This window comes from Rubrivirga halophila, assembly GCF_046845755.1.
In the GTDB taxonomy this organism is placed as follows: Bacteria; Bacteroidota; Rhodothermia; order Rhodothermales; family Rubricoccaceae; genus Rubrivirga.
In genome coordinates, this window is sequence record NZ_CP177357.1 from 2275385 (window position 1) to 2293867 (window position 18483).

Annotated in this window: 18 protein-coding genes; 8 read left to right on the top strand and 10 right to left on the bottom strand. The window is 72.7% G+C overall.

All coding sequences use genetic code 11. The features are described 5' to 3' along the window. Positions 1-30 precede the first annotated feature (30 nt). Entirely contained in the window at positions 31-1104 is a 1074-nt protein-coding gene (locus ACLIRP_RS10020) for an SGNH/GDSL hydrolase family protein (protein ID WP_412060309.1), read from the top strand. Between the two features lie 13 nt (positions 1105-1117). Here the strand turns inward: ACLIRP_RS10020 and ACLIRP_RS10025 are convergent, their stop codons facing one another. Then, positions 1118-1393, bottom strand: a complete 276-nt coding sequence (locus tag ACLIRP_RS10025) for a hypothetical protein (protein ID WP_412060310.1) — start codon at positions 1391-1393, stop codon at positions 1118-1120. 127 nt (positions 1394-1520) lie between these two features. On the opposite strand from ACLIRP_RS10025, the gene ACLIRP_RS10030 reads away from it, so the two are divergent. Further along, on the top strand, positions 1521-3575 hold the full coding sequence (locus ACLIRP_RS10030; protein WP_412060311.1) for an ABC-F family ATP-binding cassette domain-containing protein: 2055 nt from the start codon (positions 1521-1523) through the stop codon (positions 3573-3575). Positions 3576-3578: 3 nt separating this feature from the next. Here ACLIRP_RS10030 and ACLIRP_RS10035 read toward each other — a convergent pair whose 3' ends face one another. The 5 genes from ACLIRP_RS10035 to ACLIRP_RS10055 form a co-directional block, all read right to left on the bottom strand. Further along, entirely contained in the window at positions 3579-5294 is a 1716-nt protein-coding gene (locus tag ACLIRP_RS10035) for an erythromycin esterase family protein (RefSeq protein ID WP_412060312.1), read from the bottom strand. Between the two features lie 272 nt (positions 5295-5566). Next, a complete protein-coding gene (locus ACLIRP_RS10040; protein WP_412060313.1) occupies positions 5567-6025 on the bottom strand; it encodes a hypothetical protein in 459 nt (152 codons plus the stop codon). A gap of 384 nt (positions 6026-6409) precedes the next feature. Further along, positions 6410-7465, bottom strand: coding sequence for a WD40/YVTN/BNR-like repeat-containing protein (locus ACLIRP_RS10045; RefSeq protein WP_412060314.1), 1056 nt, complete (start codon positions 7463-7465; stop codon positions 6410-6412). Between the two features lie 115 nt (positions 7466-7580). Further along, positions 7581-8297 (bottom strand): SDR family oxidoreductase, encoded by a 717-nt coding sequence (locus ACLIRP_RS10050; protein WP_412060315.1) that lies wholly within the window; start codon positions 8295-8297, stop codon positions 7581-7583. 144 nt (positions 8298-8441) lie between these two features. Next, positions 8442-9350 carry an ADP-ribosylglycohydrolase family protein gene (locus tag ACLIRP_RS10055; protein ID WP_412060316.1) on the bottom strand — a complete coding sequence of 303 codons (909 nt, stop codon included), beginning with the start codon at positions 9348-9350 and terminating at the stop codon, positions 8442-8444. Between the two features lie 54 nt (positions 9351-9404). Between ACLIRP_RS10055 and ACLIRP_RS10060 the strand changes: the two genes are divergently transcribed. The 6 genes from ACLIRP_RS10060 to ACLIRP_RS10085 all read left to right on the top strand — a co-directional run bounded on the left by ACLIRP_RS10060 (position 9405) and on the right by ACLIRP_RS10085 (position 12879). Beyond that, a complete protein-coding gene (locus tag ACLIRP_RS10060; protein ID WP_412060317.1) occupies positions 9405-10079 on the top strand; it encodes a heme exporter protein CcmB in 675 nt (224 codons plus the stop codon). Between the two features lie 222 nt (positions 10080-10301). Continuing rightward, a complete protein-coding gene (gene ccsA / locus ACLIRP_RS10065) occupies positions 10302-11039 on the top strand; it encodes a cytochrome c biogenesis protein CcsA (protein ID WP_412060318.1) in 738 nt (245 codons plus the stop codon). Continuing rightward, on the top strand, positions 11039-11269 hold the full coding sequence (locus ACLIRP_RS10070) for a CcmD family protein (protein WP_412063703.1): 231 nt from the start codon (positions 11039-11041) through the stop codon (positions 11267-11269). Before ccsA ends, ACLIRP_RS10070 begins: the two co-directional genes overlap by 1 nt. 44 nt (positions 11270-11313) lie before the next feature. Next, positions 11314-11745 carry a cytochrome c maturation protein CcmE gene (locus ACLIRP_RS10075; protein ID WP_412060319.1) on the top strand — a complete coding sequence of 144 codons (432 nt, stop codon included), beginning with the start codon at positions 11314-11316 and terminating at the stop codon, positions 11743-11745. Continuing rightward, positions 11742-12203: a DUF1499 domain-containing protein gene (locus tag ACLIRP_RS10080; protein ID WP_412060320.1), complete on the top strand. Its 462-nt coding sequence runs from the start codon at positions 11742-11744 to the stop codon at positions 12201-12203. Before ACLIRP_RS10075 ends, ACLIRP_RS10080 begins: the two co-directional genes overlap by 4 nt. Before the next feature lie 196 nt (positions 12204-12399). Beyond that, a complete protein-coding gene (locus ACLIRP_RS10085; protein WP_412060321.1) occupies positions 12400-12879 on the top strand; it encodes a PaaI family thioesterase in 480 nt (159 codons plus the stop codon). Between the two features lie 56 nt (positions 12880-12935). Here ACLIRP_RS10085 and ACLIRP_RS10090 read toward each other — a convergent pair whose 3' ends face one another. From ACLIRP_RS10090 to ACLIRP_RS10105, 4 genes are all read right to left on the bottom strand, one after another. Beyond that, positions 12936-13514, bottom strand: coding sequence for an MFS transporter (locus ACLIRP_RS10090; protein ID WP_412060322.1), 579 nt, complete (start codon positions 13512-13514; stop codon positions 12936-12938). An 81-nt stretch (positions 13515-13595) separates the two neighbouring features. Next, positions 13596-14987: a magnesium transporter gene (gene mgtE, locus ACLIRP_RS10095; protein ID WP_412060323.1), complete on the bottom strand. Its 1392-nt coding sequence runs from the start codon at positions 14985-14987 to the stop codon at positions 13596-13598. Further along, positions 14980-15801 carry a 16S rRNA (adenine(1518)-N(6)/adenine(1519)-N(6))-dimethyltransferase RsmA gene (gene rsmA / locus ACLIRP_RS10100; protein ID WP_412060324.1) on the bottom strand — a complete coding sequence of 274 codons (822 nt, stop codon included), beginning with the start codon at positions 15799-15801 and terminating at the stop codon, positions 14980-14982. The genes mgtE and rsmA overlap by 8 nt, the downstream gene beginning before the upstream one ends. 87 nt (positions 15802-15888) lie before the next feature. Then, the gene (locus ACLIRP_RS10105; RefSeq protein ID WP_412060325.1) at positions 15889-18483 is read right to left on the bottom strand and encodes a hypothetical protein; all 2595 of its coding nucleotides are present in this window, start codon (positions 18481-18483) and stop codon (positions 15889-15891) included.

Below are 18483 nucleotides of genomic sequence, written 5' to 3' on the forward strand. Positions count from 1 at the left end.
GGGGCCCCGGCCTCAGCATCCACACGAGGCATGGCGACCGAGCCCCCCCGCCCTTCTTCCGGTGAGCCCTCGGCTGGGCGCCCAGTCCAGACGGCCGCGCTCGTCGTGCTGGCGAACGTGGCCGGCGTCGTGGCGCTGCTGCTCCTGCTCGAAGGGACGGTCCGCGTGCTCCGCCCCGACATCGGCCCGGCGGGGACGGAGGCGGGCCTGTTTCTCGACTCGGCCTTTGTCGACGTCCGGGGCCGCACGACCGGCTTGCGCCCCGGCGCGAGCGGGATCGCGAACGGCGAGCGGGTCGCCGTCGACGCCGACGGGTTCCACGTCTACACCGGCAACGCCAGCGCGCCGGACTCCGCCAGCACGTGGCTCTGGCTGGGCGACTCCGTCACCTTCGGCGTCGGCGTCCCCGCCGACTCGACGGTTGCCGGGCGGCTCGCGGCGCGCCAGGACACCGCGCGCATCTTGAACGCGGCCGTGCTTGGCTGGGGCACGCCCGACTACCGCCGCCGCCTCGACGCCGCGCTGGCGGCCGGGCCCGCGCCCGCGCGCGTGACGCTGCTGTGGTGCCTCAACGACGCCGACACCGGCCGGCCGTCGCCGCCCGGCAGCGTCCCCCTCTGGCGCGACTGGCTCGTCCAGGCCAAGACCGGGCTCAACGCGCGGTCGCGCCTGTACCGACTCGCGAAGGACGCCGCGCTCGACCGCCCGGCCCGCTACTTCGCCTACGACCGGGCCTTCTACGACCCGCTGGACGCGCCGGCGCCGCCGGCCGACTCGACGTCGATCTCGCGAGCCCTCGACGACCTCGGCGCCATTCGCGACGCCCTCGCGGCGCGCGGCATCCCCTTCGAGGTCGTCGTCGCCCCGTACGAGCCCCAGCTCCGCCCCGACGGCGACCCGACACCCCAAGAGGTGCTCCTCCCTCGCCTGCGCGCCCTCGGGATCCCGACGCTCGATCTGCTCCCCGCCTTCCGCACCGCCGTCGGCAACCCGGCGCGCCTGTACCTCTGGTCCGACGGGATCCACCTGTCCGCCCGAGGCCACGCCGTCGCCGCCGAGGCCATCGCGGATTGGCGCCGCGAGCCGGTCACAGTCGCTGAATAGCCCGCCGGGCTCCTCAGCCTCCGCCGACGGTGAACGGGTCCGGCTCCGGTTCGTCGTCGAAACGCGTCGGTGGGGCGACGGCGTCGTTCAGCCGCTGCTCGATCGACAGCGCGCCCGCGGTGTCGCTCCGGTGCTGCGCCCGCAACGCCGCCAGCCCGGTGTCCTTCCCGGGCAGGGTTCGCAGGAGCGGCTTCAGAATCAGGTAGGCGAAGACCACCATCACGACCGACGCGCACGTGGCCACCACGAGCGTCAGCCCGTTGCCGAATCCGAGGACGTTGAGGAGCATGTCGCCGTGCGAGACCGAGTGCGCGGTATCGGCGGCTCGCGGGCCCCGCTTGAGCCGCTGTTCCGCCCGTTCTTCGACCGGCGGGCCCCAGCGGCGGGCTAGCTTCCCGGCCGACTCCCCCCGGCCCATGCTCGTCCTCCGCGATATCCACCTCACCTTCGGCGGGCGCGTCCTGTTCGACGGCCTCTCGTGGACCGTCCGCGGCGGCGAGCGGGTCGGGCTCGTCGGCCCCAACGGCGCGGGCAAGTCGACGCTCTTGCGCGTCATCGCGGGCGAGCAGTCCGTGGACTCCGGCGACGTCGTCTACGAGGGCGGCGCGACGGTCGGGTTCCTGCGCCAGGACACCCAGGAGGAAGACCTGTCCATCTCGCCGCTCGAGGAGGCGCTCCACGCCTTCGACGACGTGATCCGGCTGGAGGCCGAGGCCGCCGAATTAACGACGGCGATGGAGGACCACCCCGACCACACGACGGCCGACTACTTCTCGCTCGTCGAGCGGTTCTCGAAGGTGCAGGACCGGCTGGTCACGCGCGAGGCGCACACGGCCGAGTCGCGCGCGGCCTCCGTGCTGTCCGGGCTCGGGTTTACCGCCGAGGAGATGCGGCGCCCGCTGAGCACGTTCTCCGGCGGCTGGCGGATGCGCGTCGCGCTCGCGCGGTTGCTGCTCGGCCAGCCCGACGTGCTCTTGCTCGACGAGCCCACGAACCACCTCGACATCGAGTCGATCGACTGGCTCGAGAACTACCTCACGACGTACCCCGGCGCCGTCGTGCTCGTCTCGCACGACCGGTACTTTTTGGACCGGATGACGACCTCGACGGCCGACCTGATTCGGGGTCAGATCGACGCGTACCCCGGCAACTACCAGCACTACCTCGAGGCGCGCGTCGAGCGCCGCCTGCACTGGCAGGCGCGCTACGACAACCAGCAAAAGGAGATCGCCGAGGCCGAGCGGTTTATCGCCCGGTTCCGGGCCAAGGCGACGAAGGCCAAGCAGGCGCAGAGCCGGATCAAGGCGCTGGAGAAGCTGGAGCGGATCCCGCCGCCGCCGCCCGAGGCCGGCGCGATGCGGTTCCGGTTCCCGGACCCGCCCGCGTCGGGCCGCCAGGCCATCGAGCTCAGCCAGTTCTCGAAGTCGTACCCCGCACCCGAGGGCGGCGTGACCAAGGTCTTCGACGCCGCCGGCCCGCTCGCGCTCGAACGCGGCGATAAGGTGGCGCTCGTCGGCAAAAACGGCGCGGGCAAGTCGACGTTGGCGCGGATGCTGCTCGGGACGGAGGCCTTCGAGGGCGAGCGCGAGCAGGACCGCCGGGCCGAGATGGCGCACTTTGCGCAGCACCAGGCCGAGGCGCTGGAGCCGTCGCACACCGTCCTGCAGTCGCTCCGCGAGCGCTCGCGCGGGCACTCCGAGACCGAGCTCCGCAGCATCCTGGGCGCGTTCCTGTTTACGGGCGACGACGTCGAAAAGAGCGTTTCCGTCCTGTCCGGCGGCGAGCGCTCGCGGCTGGCGCTCGCGCGGACGCTGATGAGCCCGGCCAACGTGCTCGTGCTCGACGAGCCGACGAACCACCTCGACATCGTCTCCAAGAACGTGCTCGCCGAGGCGCTCCGCCAGTACACCGGCACGTTCGTGCTCGTGAGCCACGACCGCGCCTTTATCGACGCCGTCGCCGAGGCGATCTGGTACGTCGAGGACGGCGGCGTGCAGACGTACCGCGGCACGTACTCCGAGGCCCAGTGGCAGCGCGAGCACGGCACGGCGTCCCGGCTCTCGGCCTCGGGCGACGGCGCGGCCAAGCGCTCGACGCCGGCCCCGAAGCCGGCCGCGAGCCCGTCCAAATCGAAAAAGTCGGCGGGCGGGAAAAAGTCGAAGGAGGACAAGCGGCGCGAGGCCGAGGCCCGCAACGCGCTCTACCGCATGATGCAGGACGGGACCGTCCCCCCGGCGAAGGAGCTCGGCGCGGACCTCGCCGGACGCGCGCTCGAGCTCCTGGAGCAGTCGGTCGCCGAGAAGGAGACCGAAGCGGAGGCCTTGGAGGCCAAGATGGCCGACCCCGATCTCTACAACCGCCCCGCCGAGTTCCAGAAGACGATGGAGGCGCTGGCGGCCGCCCAGGCCGAGCTCAAGGGCTTGATGGCGCGGTGGGAGACGCTCGCGGCCGAGGTCGAGGCGCTGGCGTAGCGCCTATCCGGCTCCGAGGTCGTAGCTCCCGCGCTCGATCTCGGCCGGCGTCGGGACGGCGCGGGAGGCCGTCTGGAAAAACACCACGACGTCGAAGCCCTCGGCCTCGACGCGGTCTTCCACGTTCTGCTCCGGCGAGTCGGGATGGTACGAGTTGCCGATGTCGCGGACGGGGCGGGCCGTGGCGAACCACTCGGCGACCGGGCCGGCGTCGGGGAGTTGGCGGAGGTCGAGGGCAAACGCGTCGAGGCCGGCCGCCGCGAGCGCCGCCTCGAACGAGCCCGGCGCGGGTTCGACCTCGAAGGCGCGCCACGCAGGCCCGTCCCAGCCCTCCTGGAAGCGGCGCTGGTCGGCCGCCTGGAAGCTGCCGCGACCGAAGAACGTCCCGACAGCGAGGTAGCGGTCCCCTAGCGCGTCACGCGCGTAGGCTCCCGACGACCGGCGCGCCAACGAGATCGACGGGTTGTAACCGACGTGCATGTTGTGGGCGGCGAAGACGACGCGGCCGTCGCCTCCGATGGCGTCGGCGATCTCGGCCACATTCCGGCCCAACGCCACCTCGCGGTAGTTGTCGAAGTCCATGTGCGTCGGCGCCCGGCGCAGCGATTCGTGGACGACGTCGAGCCAGGCCACGAGCGCGTCGGCGTGGGCCACGAGCTCGGGCACGTCGCCAAAGCGGCCGGTCGCGAGGCGGGCCCGGACGGTGCGCGCGGTCTCGTCCCAGGCGAACCGCCCGGCGTGATCGAGCGAGTCGCGGTAGACATCGGCGCCGCCGGGGATGGCGGTGACGACGGGCCCAACTGAGGCCCAGAACGCCGGGTCGTGCTCGCCGAGGACGGCCGCGAGTGTGTCGGCGGCGGCCTGCGCATCGCGCTGGGCCTGCCGGTAGGTGCTGCCCATCTCGCCCAGCGCCGTGCCGGTCGCCGCGGGCGACTGCAGGATGAACGGGAGGAACTGCCGCGTGAGGTCGCCCGGCGCCCGCGTGGCGACCGTCACGGTCCACGGCTCGCCGGCCGCGTGGAGCGCGTCGGCGAGCCACTCGACGGCCTCGGCAAACTGCCGCGCGCGCGCGGCCGTCATCGTCTCCCACACCCCGAAGCAGGCCCGGCGGTCCGTGCACGTCTCGGCCGGATCGGCGCCAAACGCCTGGGCCATCGCCGCGTACGCATCGGCGGCCTCTCCACCCACGCGCGCCGCCGCGGCGGCTCCGATGCCGATCCCGCCCGTCAGATCCGACATGTCGGCGCCGACAAAGCGGACCGGCCGCTCGGCGGCGAGATTGTGCTCGCGGAGCGCCGCAAGCAGGGCCACGTTCTCCTCCGTCGCCCACATCCCGGACCGGTGCACGATGGACTCCTCGAGCGGCACGTCGGGATCCGTCAACGCCCCTTCACGGGGCAGGCTGGGTGCCAGCGCGGTCTCCCACAGCACGGCGTCGAGGTCGCCGCGCCGCGCCAGCCAGCGGACGACGCGGTCGCGAAACTGAAAGAACTCGCGCGTGCCGTGCGTCCCCTCCCCGATCGCGAGCACGAGGGCGTCGCCCCACACGGGCGCGAGCGCGTCGAGGTCGGCGTCGGGCAGCGCCGGGTCAGCACCGGCGAGCGGGATGGCGTGCGTGCGGATCCACTCGACGACGGCCTCGGGTGGCGCGTCGGCCGGAGGGCTCTGTGCCCAGACCGGCGCGGCGATTACGATTAGGAGAAGCAGACGAATCGTCATGGATCGAGGCGGACAACGGGCGCCAGGATACTATCGCCCTTCCGCTCCTCGCCTGACGCGACGCCGACGCCTCGTGAACGCCCATCGCTTGGCCCCCGGCGTGCTCACGGGGCGACCTCGCCGGCGTGTTCAGAGACGTCCACCTGCTGGCGGTGGGGCGTGTCGTCCCCCACAACGGCCCCAGAAAGGCCCCCCACCCGAACAGCCCCGGCGCCGACCGACCGCGGGGGGATCGGGACGCGCGCGAGCGCCGCACGCGTCCCGGGCCCGGCTCACCCCTTGGTGAACGTGCCGCTGCCACCCGACGCGCCGAGGCTCACGCCCAGCCCAGCGCCGACCGCGCTGCCGACGAAGGTGCTCCCGCGCCAGAAGTTGAGGTTGGTCTGGCCGCCGGCCGAGTTGAAGTTGAACGAGATGTCCCCGAAGATCTGGCTCTCCGGCACCGCGAACACGGCGGTCATCCAGGTGACGCCGCCGCCGAACGCGACGCCCCACGCCGTCCCTTCGAACTTGGCGTAGGCCCCCGAGGGCAGCTTGAAGCCTCGGTCGTTCGAATACACCTTGACGTAGATGAACGCCTCGGCGAACGCCACCTGGCTGGCGGGCGTCGGGCCGATCGCGGCGACGTTCTGGTTTGCCTGGGCGAACTCCTGGACGTTCGCCAGCTTCGTGTGGGCCACCTGCTCATGGAGCTCCATGTCCGTCGGCGGGGCCTGGTCGGTGAGAGTCATTGTGTATACCGTGGGTTATAGGATGAGGGCCAAGACGCGTCGTCCTCTGATCGACGGCCCGCGAATCGCAAGACCCGCAGCCCCCGGGACTCTCAAAATAGGAGGCACGCCCGGACACCACCCGGCACCCCACTCCAAAACCGACACCCTCAACCACCTAGAATGCCCAAACGGATAGACAGCCGATATAACCAGAATGAATATCGTGTATCCACACGACCCCTGTTTTTGAGCCTAACGCCTGCAACACTTACCGACTCCAACGTCGTCCCCGTTTCCTGCAAGACAACCGTCTCAGGCGGTCGGCTCGTCACGACGCGCGTCGACGGGCGCTTCCGAGAGACGGCGGCTCGCGGACGGGGCGGGGCCTGTCCGCGAGCACGGTCACAAGCGGACCCGGACGATCCGCCCGTCGGGGCCGACGAGCCACGCGGCCTCCCGCGAGGCGGCGGCGACGCCCCAGAACGTGCGGTCGTCGACGAACACCCACGTCCGGCCGTCGTCGCGCGACAGGCCGGCGCCGCCGGGGCCGACCGCCAGCAGGGCGTCGCTGCCGGGGACGTAGGCCGCGCCATACGCGGCGCCTGGGAAGGGCAGCGCGCCGCCGAGCGTCCACGTGGCCCCGCCGTCGGACGTGATCGCGACGGTGTCCAACACGTCGTCGCGCACGGCGAGGTCGCCGCCGACCGCGACGCCGTTGCGGTCGTCGCGGAAGGTGACCGACGTAGCGCCCGCGGCCTCGCCCGCCACGATGGGCAGCGTGGCCGCCGTCCACGACGCGCCGCCGTCGGTCGTGCGCAGGATCCGGGCCGGGTCGGCATTCCCGGTCGCGATCCACGCCCGGCCCGCTCCGCGCGTGGCGACGCACGTGCCGGAGGCGGCAAACCCGCCCTCGCCCTCGGCCGGTGCGGGAAGCGCGCTCGCGGGGACCGGACGCCAGCTGTCGCCGCCGTCGGCGGTCGTGAGCAGGCGCAGGCGACCGTCGTACGAGTCGCCGTAGGCCACGCCGCGCTGGGCGTCCCACATGCCCAGGCAGTCGTAGAAGGCGTCGGCGTCGGTCGCCTGGTAGACCGTCCGCCACGTGGCGCCGCCGTCGGTCGTCTTGGCGATCTGCGACGACGCCCCGTTGCCGATCGACAGCGCCCACGCGGTCGTCGCGTCGAGCGCGACCACGTCGCGGAACTGCAACGTGTCGGCGCCCGGCGTCGTCACCGGGACGGCCTGCCACGTCGCGCCGCCGTCGGTCGTCTTGACGACGGTCCCGCCCGCGCCGGACGCCCAGACGACGTCCTCGTCGACGGCGTGGGCGGCGATGAGGAGTTGATCCACCCCCGAGGCCTGCTCCATCAGGCGGGGCGGCAAGACGGAGTGGCTCTTCCCGGCGATCCCGCCACACGCGGCGAGGGTCAGGGCGAGAGCGGCGAGAAGAGCGAGGCGCATTGGGACGGGGTACGGGGTACGGGGTACGGGGTACGGGAAGATGCCCGTGCCCGGGCAGACGGCGCCACGGAATCTGAGTCGCCTCCGCTTGCTCCCCGTCCCTCGTTCCCGCCAGCTACTTGCGCCCGACCATCGGCCGCAGGACGACCTCCGAGATCAGCGTCCCGTGCGGCGCCTCGACCACGTGGGCGACCGTCTCGGCGATCGACTCCGGGCTCATCGCGTTGGGGTTCTCGCGGTCGCTGAAGCCGGTCGCCACGGAGCCCGGGTACAGGCACGAGACCTTGATCCCGAACGGCCGGAGCTCCTTCATGATCGCGTCCGAGAAGCCCCGCACGCCGTGCTTCGTCGCGTTGTAGGCGCTGAGCTGCGGGTTGCCGATGAGCCCCGCGATGCTGGCGACGTTGACGATGAAGCCCGCCGTCTCGTCGGCGCCGCGCGCCTCGCCCTGCGCCTTCATGTGGGGGACGGCGGCGCGCGTGGCGTGGAAGACGCCCGAGAGGTTGGTGTCGACCTGCACGTCCCAGTCGTCGAGGCCGAGCGCGTCGACGTCGTCGAAGCGGCCGAGCCCGGCGTTGTTGACGAGCACGTCGAGGCGGCCGTGGTCTTTCGCGACGCCGTCGATGGCGGCCTTCGTCGCGTCGGCGTCGGTGATGTCGCAGACGACGGCGGTAAAGTGATCGCCCAGCACGGCCGAGGCCTGGTCGAGGGCGTCGGACGAGCGCGCGAGCCCGGCGACGTGGCCGCCCGCGTCGACAAAGCGGCGGGCGATGGCGAGGCCGATGCCCCGGCTGGCGCCGGTGACGACGGTGACGGTTCCGGTGAGGTCCATGGGTCGGTGAGTCTGTGTGAGTGGGTGAGTCGGTCGTCGGTCGTCGGTCGTCGGTCGTCGGTCGTCGGTCAATAAAGCGGTCGGCGGATCGCCTCGCGGTGCGCGTGCTCCTCTATTCCTCTTCTCCTCTCGTCTTCCCTTCGCTCACCCGCCCAGCGCGTCCGCCAGCGCCTCGGCTTCGGCGCGGATGGCGTCGGCGTCTTCGAGCTGCGCCAGCCACGCCTGAGGCAGGGCCTCGGTCCCGTGGATGGCGCCGAGCATCGCGCCGACGCACGCGCCGACCGCCGCCGCGTCGCCGCCGACGTTGACGGCCGAGAGGAACGTCGACTCGACGAGCGCGGGCGACCGGGCCACCATCGCGACGGCGAACGGAAACGCCTCGTCGGCCGGCGAGTCCGCCCCGCCGCAGCGGTCCTGGAGGTCGAGCGGGAAGTCGTCGAGGTGGCCCGACACGTCGGCGAGCCGGCGCGAGACGCGGTCGTCGGCGCCCAGCAAGCGCTCGGCGTCGCGCGCCGCCGCCAGCGCCGCCGCCAGGATCTCCGGGCCCGCGATGCCGTCGGGGTCCTTGCCGAGGCAGACCCGGATCGCGGCCACCTGCGCGGCCGTGGCGACATGCGCGACCGGGTTCGGGTCGATCTCTTTGAGCAGCAGGCCCGCCCACCGCGCGCTCGCGAGGTCCTTGAGCCCGCGCAGCCGCGCCTGCACGCCGAACGGCGCCGCCATCGCCGCGCCCGTGCTGCTCGGCGACACGACGTCGGGCCGGCGGAGAACGAGCGCCGCCAGCTCCGCCGCGAACGCGACGCGGACCTCCTCCGGACTGTCCGGCGCGCCCGTCGCCAGGGCCCGCGCGAGCGCTCGCGCCCGCTGGGTGTCGGCGGTCCACTGGCCGACGCCGAGGTCCTTGCGCTTCTCGTCCGCGCGGGGCTCTTTGATGCCCTTGTAGTAGGTGCGGACGTTCTGGTGGGCGAGCCCTTCGACGGGCATGCCCAGGGCGTCGCCCAGGGCGGAGCCGAGCAGGGTGGCGACGATCCGGTCGCGGAAGGGGGCGGGCACGGGCGGGCGTGGAGGGGGGCCCGTGCTATCCTCCCGCCCCACCCCCCGTTCCCCGTGACCTGGCTTGCCGGCGCCTGGGCCGTCGTCGCCAACGACGCCCGCCTCGAACTCCGCACGCGCGTCGCCCTGAGCGGGCTGGGCCTGTTCGTGGCCGCGTCGCTCGTCCTGGTCCGGGTCGCGCTCGGCCGCGGCGTGCCGACCGTCCCGATCGCGGCGGCGCTGCTGTGGATCGTCGTCGTGTTCGCGGCCGCCGTCGGGCTCGGACGGGCGTTCGTGGCCGAGGAAGAGCGCGGCACGTCGCTGCTGCTCCAGCTCCACCTGCGCCCGAGCCAGGTCTACGTCGGCAAACTGGTCTTCAACGCGGCGCTGATGCTGGGCGTGGTCACGCTCGCGGCGCTGGGGTTCCGGATCCTGGTGCCGGTCCCCCTCGAGGCGCCCGGCATCCTGGTGGCCGGGTGCGCGCTCGGCGCGATCGGCATCGCCGCCGGGACGACGCTGCTCTCGGCGCTCGTCGCGCGCGCGCGCGCCGCCGGGCCGCTGTTGCCCGTGCTCGCGTTCCCGATCCTGGTCCCCGTCCTGATCCCCGCCGTCGCCCTGACCGAGCTCGCGTCGGGCTCCGCGAGCGGCGCCTGGGCCGCCGCGTCCGACGACCTGATCTTGCTGGCGTCGTACGCCGGGTTGCTGGTGTCGGCGTCGCTCGTGCTGTTCGACTACGTGTGGCGGGACTGAGGGGATCGGCGAACGGCCATCGGCGAACGGGGGCCACAGCCAAGACGCCGTGCCCTGCCCACCGGAGCGATCGCCCGCTGCGGGCTACGGGCGGTCGAGGCGACCGGGCTCCAGAGATCCCCGGTGGCCGTTCGCCGACACCCGTTCCCCTCTTGCCCCCTTTTCACGGTCTCCGGGGCGCGCCGGGCGGATCATGCCCGTTCCCGAGACGTGCCCCGCCCCATGGACCTCGCCCTCCCCCGCTACGGCCTCGCGTACCGCCTCTTCGGCGTCGTGGCGGCCGTCTGGGTAAGCGTCGCGCTCGTGCTCGGCATCCTGGGCCCCGTCTCGGCGCTCCCGATCCTGGAGCAGACCGCGCGCAACCTGTACTTCCACGTCCCGATGTGGTTTGTGCTCTACGCCTTCGCGCTCGTCGGCGCGTGGCACGCCGGGCGGTACCTCGCGACGGGCCGCCCCGTCCACGACGCGCGCTCCGAGGCGGCCTGGATGGTCGCGACCGTCGCCGGCGTGACGGCGCTCGTGACCGGCGTCGTCTGGGCCAGATTCACGTGGTACCAGGGCACCGGTCTGTGGTGGAGCCCCGAACCGCGTCAGAACATGGTGGCCGTCCAGCTCTTGATCTCCGGGGCCTACTTCGTGCTCCGCGGCTCGCTCGACCGGCCCCGCCAGCGCGCCCGCCTCTCGGCCGTCTACGCCTTGTTTGCGACGGCCACGATGCCGTTCCTGACCTACGTCCTGCCCCGCCGGATGGCCAGCCTGCACCCCGGCGCCGAGGGCAACCCGGCCTTTAGCGAGATGGACATCGCCTCCGACATGCGGTGGATCTTCTACGCGAGCGCCGTCGGCTTCCTGATGCTCGGCTGGTGGCTCTACACCCAGCGCACGCGCGCGACGGTCGCCGCCCTGCGCGCCGAGGCGCTCGCGACGCCCGCCGCCGCCGCTCCCCCCGTGATCTCGTGATGCTGCTCCAGGCCGACACCACCATCGCCGTGCTCGACGCCGACGCCCTGCAGGCGACGACGGCCCAGCCCCAAGGCATCGAGCGCGTCATGCTCGCCGACGACAAGCTGCCCGTCGTGCTGGCGGTCGTGCTCATCGTCTGGATCGGCGTCCTGGCGCTCTTGGTCCGCACCGACCGGCGCCTGGCGCGTATCGAACGCGATCTCGACGCTCGCGACACGATTCGCTAGCACGGCTGGCGTACCCTGTACCTCGCACCCCGCACCGAACCGACATGCGCCCCACGACCCTCCTCGGCATCGCCTTCGTCGGCATCTTCGGCTTCCTCGTCGTCACCAGCTTCGGCAACCAAGTCTCCGGCTGGGAGACCTTCGACGACGCCGCCGAGAGCGGCCGCAAGGCCCACGTCGTCGGCACCTGGCTCCGCGAGGCGCCGACCAGCTACGACCCCGACCGCAACGTCTTCTCGTTCGTCATGGCCGACACCTCGGGCACGACGCGGCAGGTGATGTACGCCAACCCCAAGCCGGCCAACTTCGAGGACGCCGAGCGCGTCGTCGTCCAGGGCCGCATGACGACCGGCGCCGGCGGCGAGGTGTTCGAGGCCGAGCACATCCTCGTCAAGTGCCCCTCGAAGTACAACGACGGCGCCGAGTTTGAGGACGCCCAGCCGGGGATGCCGGTCACGCGCACCTCGGCGCCGTGACCCGGACCACGCGTCGCGTGGTCGTCGGCGTCGGCGTGGTCACGCTCGGCTTGGTCGCGAGCCATCTCCTGGGCTCGCGCCCCGAGGCGACGGAGGCTGACGCTCCCGTCGCGGTCTGCCCCGGCACCCCCACCTGCGCCCGCGTCCGCGTCGAGATTGCCGCGCCGCCCGCCGACGTCCGCGCCGCCGCCCGCCGCGCCCTCACGGGCACCGGCGGCCTGACCGGCTCGACCGAGGCCGTCACCGACACGCCGACGGGCGCGCTCGCGACCGTCCGCATCGGGCCGTTCGTCGACGAGGTCGCCGTCGAGGTCGACAACGCCCCGACCGGCGCCGTGCTCTGGGTCCGCAGCGCCTCCCGCGTCGGCGGCACCGACCTCGGCGTCAACCGCTGGCGCACCCATCGCCTCGTCGACGCCGTCGCCGGCTGGCTCCCTGACGGCGCCGTCCGGCGCTAGCCGACGCCCCTGCTGGCGCCAGCCCACCTAGGGCGTCCCCTCTCCCACCGGGAGAGGGACCGGGTGAGGGGATCGGCTGGCGTAAGCTCCCCTCTAGCGCAGGCCGAGCGCGAGCCCCGTTCCTGCCGCTGCCCGCCCGCGGGCGGCGGACCGCCCCCCGCCCCGACGCGTTCGCCGAGCCCTCCCCGCTCCCCCCATGTCCGTCCCCTCCCAGTCCCCCATCGACCCCGCCGCGCTCATGGACGCCATGAAGGCCGCCGGCGCCGACGGCCTGCGCTTGCCCCCGCCCGTCCTCCTGGAGATGAAGGCCGAGATCCGCGACTACCGCCCCGCTGACGGCGTCGGTGCCGCCCTCGTCGCCCGCTTCCCGCTCCTGGAGAAGTTCCAGAACCCGATGGGCCTGATGCAGGGCGGCATGCTGGCGGCTGCGGTCGACAACGTGGTCGGCCCCCTCAGCTACCTCGTCGCCGCTCCTAGCGTCACCGCCCAGTTGACGATGACCTACCTCGCGCCTGCCACGCCGGATCTCGGGCACGTCGAGGTCGAGGCCCGGTTCGTCGCCCGCGCCGGCCGCCAGCTCGTCTTCGACGCGACGGTCTCTGCCCCGGATGGCACCGAGCTCGCGCTGGCGCGCATCACCAATACCGTCCTTCGTGCGCAGAGGGATGCGGCCTAAGGGACTGAGGTATGGGCAGAGCGCGCTTGCGCATCCCTCCATCCCTCTGCCCTCCCCTATCCCCCCACCTCGTACACCGTCACGGGCCCGCCCGACGACGCGTCGAACCGGCACCCCGCCTCGACGCCCAGCCCCGCCAGCGCACCGGCGTCGAGCGCGCCCGACTCGACGTCGTCCCAGCGCGCGTGCATGGCGCCCAGCGCGAACGCCGCGCCCGAGCCCATCGCCCAGTACCGCGTGTACTCGTGGACCTCGCGCATGTCGTAGACCCCGAACAGGCCGGTCGGCGCCGCGATCAGCAGCGACACCTGGCTGCTCTCGTACGGGTCGCCGTCCTCGCCCGTCTCCGGGTTGAGGTAGTACTCGTCCTTGAGCACCTCGTGGAGCGCGCGGAACGTCTCGAAGATGCCCCGCCGGCTCGTCAGGTCGAGGTGCTCCGCCCGCTCGAAAGCGTCCTGCAGGACGAGGTGGTGCGCCGCGTAGCCGACCACGCCGACCAGCGCGTCGCCGACCCGGAGCACCTTCTCACCGGCCGCGTCGAGGTCTGGCGGCAGCTTGAGGTCGTCGAACGTGGTGAGCGCGTCGGAGGCGAGCGCGAGACCCGTCGCGGTCCGGACGGCAGTCAGCGTAGACATGGCGGTGATCCGTGAAGAGAGATGCGTGACCAATCCAAGGCGCGAGGGTCCGGGATCCCCTCACGTATCACGGATCAGGACTCAGAGGTACAATGCCGTCGCGACGGCGAAGAAGATGGTCAGCCCCAGGATGTCGTTGCTAACGGTGATGAACGGGCCCATCGCGAGCGCCGGGTCGATCCCGACGCGGTTGAGCACGAGCGGCACCGTCGCCCCGATCAGCGTCGACAGCACGATCACGATCAGGAGCGCCAGCGCCGCCGTCAGCGCCAGCCGCTGCGTGTCGTCGCCGAAGCCGGACAGGATCACGATGAAGCCCAGCGCGACGGACAGCACGATCCCGTTGATGATGGCCACGCCCAGCTCCTTGCCGATCCGCCGCGCGAGGTCGCTCCGCCAGAGGTCGCCCGACGCCAGGCCCTGGACGGCGATCGCCGACGACTGAATGCCCGCGTTCCCCGCCATCGCCATCACGATCGGGATGAACAGCGCGAGCACGGGCGCGATCGCCAGCGCCTCCTCGAACCCCACGATCACCAGGCCCGACACGTACGCGCCGACCAGCCCCAGCAGCAGCCACACCAGCCGCCCTCGGCTGACGGCGAACACGCTCGACGACAGCTCCTCCTCGCCCGTGATGCCGACCGAGCGCTGCAGGTCCTCCTCGGCCTCCTCGCGGATCACGTCGACCACGTCGTCGATCGTGATCCGGCCCAGCAGGCGGCGGCCCGCCGAGATCACCGGGAGGGCCACCAGGTCGTAGCGCTCCATGATCCGCGCCACCTCCTCCTGGTCGAGGTCCGGCTCGACGGCGACCGGGTCGAACTCCGCGATCTCGGCCACGACGGTACGGGCCGGCGACAGCAGCAGGCCCTTGAGCGAGATCACGCCCACCAGCTTCTCGTCCTCGTCGACGACGTAGACCGCGAACACGGGGTCGACGGCCTCGGCGTTCGCCCGGACCGCCTCGGTCGCCTCGGCGACGGTCGCCGTCAGCGGCACCGAGATGACCTCGGTGGCCATGATCCCGCCCGCCGTGTCCTCGCCATAGCTCAGCAGCGCCTCGACGTCCGACGAGTCCTCGAGCTGGACGAGCACGTCGTCGGCCTGCGTCACGTCCACGTCCGCCAGCACGTCGGCCTGGTCGTCCGACGCCAGCGGGTCGATCAGCAGGACCAGCTCGGACGTCGACAGGCCGTCCAAGAAGTCGACGCGCTCGGCGCTCTCGAGCTCCGGGAGGATCCGGCTCGTGACGTCGTCGGGCAGCCAGCGGAACGCGACGTGCGCGGTGTCGGCCGGGAGGTGCTGGAGGAGCGACGCGAGGTCGGCCGGCCGGAGGTCGGCGACGATGTTGAGCACGTGCCCCCGGTGGCCGGCGTCGACGAGCCCCGCCACGGCGTCGACGAGGTCCTCGTCGACGAGCGTGGGGGCGTCGGGTGCGGGGGCGTCCTCGATCACGGGCGGCTCAGGCAAAGTGGTGGACCAGGCGGACGAACTCCTCGGGCGCCAGCGCCTCCGGCCGGCGCGTCGCGGCCCACGCGGGCACGTCGACGCCAGCGGCCGCGGCGACGCCGGACAAGCTGTTGCGGAGCATCTTCCGGCGCTTCCCGAAGGCCGCGCGCACGACCGTCTGCAAGGCCTCGAAAGGTACGTCCGGGCCGGGCACGTCGAAGTCGAGCGTGACCACGGCGGAGTCGACCTTGGGCGGCGGGCGGAAGCACGCGGGCGGCACGTCGAGGAGCAACTCGGCGCGTGCGTAGAGCCCGAAATACACCGACAGCGTCCCGAACGTCTTGCTCCCCGGCCCCGCCACGATCCGGTCGGCCACCTCCTTCTGCACCATCACGACCGCCCGGGCAACCGACGCACGCGCCTCCAGCAGCGCAAAGAGGATCGGCGACGTGATGTAGTACGGCAGATTCCCGACGACGTGGAGGGTCTGGGACGGAGGACCGGGGGCCGGGGACCGGGGACCATCTCCTGCTGGCACGCCGCTCGCGTCGTGCCCTCGCCCCAGCTCGCGCCAATCCGCGTCGAGCACGTCCACGTGGCGGACGTCGAGCGTCGGGAACCGGCGGCGCAGGTGGCCGACGGCCTCGGCATCGACCTCGAGGGCGATGAGGTCCGGGTAGCGGCGCACGAGGTCGGCCGTCAGCGCGCCCTCGCCGGGCCCGATCTCGACGACGGGCGCCCCGTCCGGGGCCCCGACCGCCGCCACGATCCGAGCGATCACGCCGCCGTCCGTCAGGAAGTGCTGGCCGAGGGACTTCTTGGCGCGGACGGACATGGGGGGACGGGCGGAGAACTCAGAGGGTACTCGCCATCGCCCGGCGCCGGAGGCGGCGGGCCAATCTCCATCCCCAATCCCCGACCGCTACGCCGGGTGCTGCCCGCGCCGGTACCACAGCAGCCCACCGACCCCGAGCGCGCCGAGGTACGCCAGGACGGTCGCCGCCCACGAGATCAGCACGCCCCGCTTGCGGGACTCGGGCCGGAACCGCAGCGTCACGATGTGGTCGCCGGCTGGCACCGGGACGCCGCGCAGCAGGAAGTCCGTCCGCACGATCGGCGCCGGCGTGACGCCGATCGACGCCGTCCACCCGGCGGGGTAGTAGACCTCGCTGAAGACGAGCAGGCGCGGCCGGTCCGTCGAGACGTTGTAGACGATCTCGTCGGGCTCGAACCGCTCCAGGGTGACGCTCGTGCCCGCCGAGTCGGGCGCGGCGCCGGTCAGCGACGTCACGTCGAGGTCGCCCGGCTCGGACACGTAGGCGACACGGCCCAGATCGGTGGCCGGGTCGCGCAGGATCGGGAACAGCGCCTCGTCGTCCGGCGCCACGGCGACCGAGTCGACGAAGAACGCCCGCGGCAGGGCCGTCGAGTCGACGCCGACGACGAGCCCGGTCTGCGGGTCCTGGAACACGGGCTCGATCCCTGGCACGACGCCCGGGAGCACGACGTAGCGCGTCGAGAGCAGCCGGAGCGCGTTGCGGTTGAGCCCCGTCGAGTCGTCGGGCAGGAGCCGGTCGAAGTAGGTCTGGATCCGCGCCAGCTTGGCCCCGTGGTAGCCGCCCACGGACTCGTAGAAGTACGACGGGACGGCGTTGTTGGCCCAGTTCGCCGGCAGCACCCGGAACCGCCCCGCCCCGCCCGCCTCCTCGACCCGGGCCGACACGTACTGGTCGGCCGCTGAGGGCTGGATCTGGGACTCGATCCGGCTGTTGACGCGCAGCGACGGGTCATCCTCGTTGAAGTACCGCCGGCCAACGCCCCACAGGTCGATCGTGGTCAGCACCGCGAGCGCGGCGATGGCGACCCACCCGGGGATCCGCTCCCACAGGTGCGCGGCGACGATCAGCAGCGCCAGCGCGAGCAGGAGCAGCGACCGGCCCGCGTCGGCGGCGAACCGCGACTGGCGCTCGCCCTCGACCTCGGCGAGGTACCCGGCCGTCATCTGGCGGACCTGGGGGTCGGCCGGCGACAGGCCGGCCTGCTGGGCGGCGAGGGCGGCGATCTGGGCGCCCTCGTTGGGCTTTTCGAACGTGAGCGGGCCGCCGCCGGTGATCCACAGCCCGCCGATCAGGATCGTCAGCACGGCGCCCGCGCCGAGGGCGACGCGGCGCTTGCGCTGGTCGGCCTCGGGCGTCACCTCGGTCCGCTGGATGTAGTACGCGCCCCAGCCCGCCAGCAGGGCGACGAGCAAGGCGGCGACTGCCAGCCAGGTCTCTGGCACGCGGAAGGCGTCGAAGAGGGGGAGCGCCTCGAAGGCGACCCGGTTGACGATCGGCAGGTTCTCGCCGAGCGCGAAGGCCACGAACAGCAGCACGCCGATCCCGAACGCCGCGACGGACCGCCGGACGACGCCGAGCACGCCGATCGCCGCCAGCAGCGCGACGATCGGGCCCACGTAGTGCGGCCCGGCCGTGAACGGCTTGTCGCCCCAGTACGTCTGGCCGCCGCCGCCGTACGCGTCCGGGATCACGAGCGTCAGCAGCTCGCCGAAGCCCTGGCTCCACATCATCGCATACTCCCACGCGAGCCCGCCGCCCGGCCCCGCCGAGCGCGTCGTGAACGCCTTGTACTCGGCCTGGATGAGGTACGGGTCGGCCACCATCGCGAGGGCCAGCACGGACCCGACCGCCAGCAGGCCCGTCGAGGCCAGCCACGTCTTCCCGGCGCCGTCGCGGAAGGCGGCGAACCCCTCGGCCACCCACCAGATGAGCGCCGCGATCACCACGTAGTACGTGATCTGGACGTGCCCCGCGCGCAGGTTGAGCGCGGCGGCGATCGCGAACAGGAGCGCGAAAAAGACGCTCTTGAGCCGGCCCGTCTCCGCGTCGCGCCGGATGACGGCCGCGAAGCCGAGGAGCAGCCACGGCGCGTACGCGAGCGCGATAAACTTGGTGTTGTGGCCCGCCGTCAGGATCAGCGGGAGGTATGTCGACAGCCCGTAGCCGACCGCGGAGACGACGCCTGCCAGCTTCGACCGGGTGAGGTAGAGCACGAGCAGGTACATCCCGACCAGGAGCGCAAAAAAGTGGGCGACCGGCCACAGCCCGGCCTTCCGCAGCGCGTTCATCACCGAGTCGGCGCCGGGCACGCGCGAGCCGCCCAGGATCATCGTGCCGGGCATCCCGCCGAACACGTTCGGCGCCCACTCAGGGCGGACGCCGGTCTCGGCCTCGTACGCCAGCATCGCCTCGGCCGTCGCCGCCCACTGGACCGTGTCGCCGCCGACGAGCGTCCGCCCGCCGGTCGTGGTCGGGGCGAAAAAGCCGACGGCGACGACGAGCAGGAAGCCCACGCAGATCGCGTGCTGGAGCCAGGTCGGGCGCGTCTCCCACCACGTCGTCTCGCGCGAGCCCGGGCCCGCCCGGCGGACGCGCGAGCGCTGCTTCCAGACCTCGTTCCCTTCCAGCGGGGCCGGTCCCCCGGAGGCGCCCGGGCGGCTCTTTCTCGACTTGGCCAT

Coding starts and splice junctions, on each gene's coding strand:
- ACLIRP_RS10030 (WP_412060311.1), top strand. CDS start 1,521: ATGCTCGTCCTCCGCGATATCCACCTCACCTTCGGCGGGCGCGTCCTG.
- ACLIRP_RS10045 (WP_412060314.1), bottom strand. CDS start 7,465: ATGCGCCTCGCTCTTCTCGCCGCTCTCGCCCTGACCCTCGCCGCGTGT.
- ACLIRP_RS10020 (WP_412060309.1), top strand. CDS start 31: ATGGCGACCGAGCCCCCCCGCCCTTCTTCCGGTGAGCCCTCGGCTGGG.
- ACLIRP_RS10085 (WP_412060321.1), top strand. CDS start 12,400: ATGTCCGTCCCCTCCCAGTCCCCCATCGACCCCGCCGCGCTCATGGAC.
- ACLIRP_RS10090 (WP_412060322.1), bottom strand. CDS start 13,514: ATGTCTACGCTGACTGCCGTCCGGACCGCGACGGGTCTCGCGCTCGCC.
- ACLIRP_RS10075 (WP_412060319.1), top strand. CDS start 11,314: ATGCGCCCCACGACCCTCCTCGGCATCGCCTTCGTCGGCATCTTCGGC.
- ACLIRP_RS10040 (WP_412060313.1), bottom strand. CDS start 6,025: ATGACTCTCACCGACCAGGCCCCGCCGACGGACATGGAGCTCCATGAG.
- rsmA (WP_412060324.1), bottom strand. CDS start 15,801: ATGTCCGTCCGCGCCAAGAAGTCCCTCGGCCAGCACTTCCTGACGGAC.
- ACLIRP_RS10025 (WP_412060310.1), bottom strand. CDS start 1,393: ATGCTCCTCAACGTCCTCGGATTCGGCAACGGGCTGACGCTCGTGGTG.
- ACLIRP_RS10105 (WP_412060325.1), bottom strand. CDS start 18,483: ATGGCCAAGTCGAGAAAGAGCCGCCCGGGCGCCTCCGGGGGACCGGCC.
- ACLIRP_RS10035 (WP_412060312.1), bottom strand. CDS start 5,294: ATGACGATTCGTCTGCTTCTCCTAATCGTAATCGCCGCGCCGGTCTGG.
- ccsA (WP_412060318.1), top strand. CDS start 10,302: ATGGACCTCGCCCTCCCCCGCTACGGCCTCGCGTACCGCCTCTTCGGC.
- ACLIRP_RS10050 (WP_412060315.1), bottom strand. CDS start 8,297: ATGGACCTCACCGGAACCGTCACCGTCGTCACCGGCGCCAGCCGGGGC.
- ACLIRP_RS10070 (WP_412063703.1), top strand. CDS start 11,039: ATGCTGCTCCAGGCCGACACCACCATCGCCGTGCTCGACGCCGACGCC.